The sequence below is a fragment of the Pseudomonas avellanae BPIC 631 genome (genome assembly GCF_000444135.1).
GTDB classification, from domain to species: domain Bacteria; phylum Pseudomonadota; class Gammaproteobacteria; order Pseudomonadales; family Pseudomonadaceae; genus Aquipseudomonas; species Aquipseudomonas avellanae.
Map to the genome: position 1 here is coordinate 1 of NZ_ATDK01000586.1, position 2,812 is coordinate 2,812.

Below are 2,812 nucleotides of genomic sequence, written 5' to 3' on the forward strand. Positions count from 1 at the left end.
CAGTTGAATGCAAGCTCGCTCGCAACTAATGTGAGCCAGAGGGCTGCGTCAGTCGCAGTTAATCTGAGCCGAAAAGTGTGCTGATTGCGAGCACGGTCGTTTCCGATTGCAAGCCGCTACAGCTAACGTTTTACACCCTCACTTTCAAAAAGCTCTACACACCAAGGTGCCGTCGAACTTCCGAATAGTCATAGAGCTGGTCCTTCATCGACGAGATCGTCGGGGCACGGGCGGAATCCGGCGTCCGGTGTGGCAGACCTGACGCGGCCAATGCGTCGAGCGCCGACTGTAAGCTGGCTCGTGCCTGGCGCAGCTCTACCTTTGCGACCGCTAGGTTCTTCAGTCCTACCGGGCCACTCGTGAGGCCATGTTTGAGCGCTTGTGCAACAAGCGCAAGCTCGTCCCAACGCGTATGCGCGTGTTGCTTATATCCGGCGGACGTACGCAGGTCGACATCGCGATTTCCGGCGCGAAATCGCCAGTGCTCAGCATCGGCTGTGTATACCTCGGGGTCCACGCGCAGTTGCGTCATGATCTTCTTATTGTCAGCTTTACTCATCCGCGCCTCGCCCGTTGCACCGGTAAAGACGGCACCGCCCGCAGCACCCGTGCCCGCCGCCACGGCGAGCGGCGCGGGCTGCAAGCCATGGTCGTGACCTTGCGAGTCATGTACGTGGAAGCTGTCGATCGACGCGACGGCATCGACCACCGGTAGCGTCGTCCCCGTCGATACGCCGCCCTGGAATGCCTGCACGTAGCGCTGCACGATCTGTGCACCTTCGCCCGGCTTGCGCAGACGCGCTCGGCGGTTGGCCTTCTGGAGATTGTCGAGGTCGTCCAAGCAGCGTCCGATTACGCTGTCCTCAGGAATGGCGCTCCAGCGGTCCATGTTGAAAGACTCGAATTGGTCAGCGTGCATCTTCGTCACGTCTATCTCGGCGTCTAGTTCCCGCAGCTGCTTAAGAGCCAGGGCGCGTATCGGCCTGCCCGCCTCGCGCTGGACGTCGATGTCCTTCTGCATCTCGAGCCGCCGCTGCATCAGCTCGCCGATGGTGTCCTCGTAAACCTCGCGAATCGCGGCGATCTGCACCTCTGGCTGGGTCAGGAACGACTGGCGCAGCTTGGACTCGGAAATATGCTCGACAGTCAGATCCTTGAAGTGGATATTCGCCGCATTGTCCTTCAGAAAGTCCCCCCACTTCGTGTTGGCGCGTAGGTTGTAGCGGTGCTTGTTGCGCCGCTCGTCCAAGTAGCCCGCTCCCCATTGCAAAGGGATAGTGCTGGCCAGAATGGCGGGGCCCGCGACTTGACCCACCACCGGAACGGTAGTGGACACAACGGTGCCTATGGCGGCCACGCCATTTACGGCCATTCCCCAACCTTTACCGTAGGTTTGCGTGCGATTCAGGCCGATGCGGCGCCGATACTGTCGGTCGGCTACGCCATGCAGCGCGAGAAAGGTGTCCACCAATCGCGGCAGCGCCTGGGGGTCGCTCTTATGGGCTCGCGCAAAATGTCCAACGGCCTCATCGAGTTGACCGCGCATCTCCCTCGCGGCTTTCACTATCTTACCCATATCGGGGCTCTTATCGATCTGCGGCGATAGGACAGGGAGTCCACCCACGCGCTTAAACGATTCCATGACGTCCGTGACGGAACGAAGGCCGCCTGTCAGAGCTGGATTGACCACGCTGGACGGCAGTTGGTGGGAAAGAATCTTGACTGTCTTGGTGACGGTCTTACTCACGCCGGGGACCTCGGAAACCCCAGCGCTGACTGCTGCGGCAGCTACGCTAACCAAGCGTCCCGCCACCGAGTGTAGTCCTTCGTACAGGCCGGCTTTGTGCACGCCCTTCTTGTATTGGTCTATGTCGATATTCAATGCGGCGAGCAGGTGCCTCTGTGCAACGTCGGTGAGCTGCGTTCGGCTGAACTTGCGGGGGGCGGCCTGCACTTCGGCGATCAATTCATCGACGGGCCGGTTGACCAAGGCATCAAGGCGTTGATTGCCAGCACTCGTGCGTGGTGGCCGTGGAGAGAGACGTGCTAAGTTGTTTTTCTTGCAATATATCTCGGCGGCCGCGCGTAACTTTACGGCTGCAAGCACGCGATCAAGGTCGAGCGGTCGGGCAATCGCGGCTTGGTAATCGGTCAGGAGCGAATGGCGCCTGCCGGCGGCTGTCATAACTTCAGCACTACTAGCGGTTTGCTCAGATCCGACGCTCTGTACCTCAAACGCCAAAGGCGTTGCAACACGTTCCAATCCGTGATCGGATTTTGAACGTGTAAGCAAAGGCTGATGAGGCGTCAAGCCGTGAGCGCCGACATCAGAGCGCGTGCGCCGCATCGGACTGCCAACAAGATGTCTGCCACGGTTTTCCTCTTGTGTCACGAGGTGCTGGTGGTTGTGATGCTCCGGTGGCCCCATGCTTTCAGGCTGAACAGGGCAAATTGTCTGGATGGGAGGGGGCTCCTCCGTCAGACTTTGCGGTTCTTGGAGTATTCTGTATGCATTCAGATTGCTGCTCCAACTATTAGCCTTAATCATTGATTTTCCTAATCGCTGCCTCGACATTGTTGTTCATTTGACCAACCGGCAAGAGCCGTTGCCTCGCTAATGAGTGTCAAAAAGCACAGGAGGGTTCCAAAGACAGCTACGAAACAGAGCCTGATAATAGACTTGGCAAGATTGCTGAGCCGCTGCACAGCCAAAGCACTAAGGGATTCCACGACCATCCGGACACCCATTCCACCAACATCCGGACACCGATTCCACGGCCATCCGGACACTTTCAGGCAGGCAGCAACGCAG

2 protein-coding genes are annotated in these 2,812 nt (G+C 58.7%); both read right to left on the bottom strand.

Annotated features, from left to right (window positions below; all coding sequences use genetic code 11):
* Positions 1 to 154: 154 nt before the first annotated feature.
* The gene (locus tag DW49_RS0127540) at positions 155 to 2,185 is read right to left on the bottom strand and encodes a hypothetical protein (protein ID WP_024420916.1); all 2,031 of its coding nucleotides are present in this window, start codon (positions 2,183 to 2,185) and stop codon (positions 155 to 157) included.
* 371 nt (positions 2,186 to 2,556) lie between these two features.
* On the bottom strand, positions 2,557 to 2,812 hold a 256-nt coding region (locus DW49_RS1000000133485), incomplete at its 5' end, for a hypothetical protein (protein WP_206539586.1).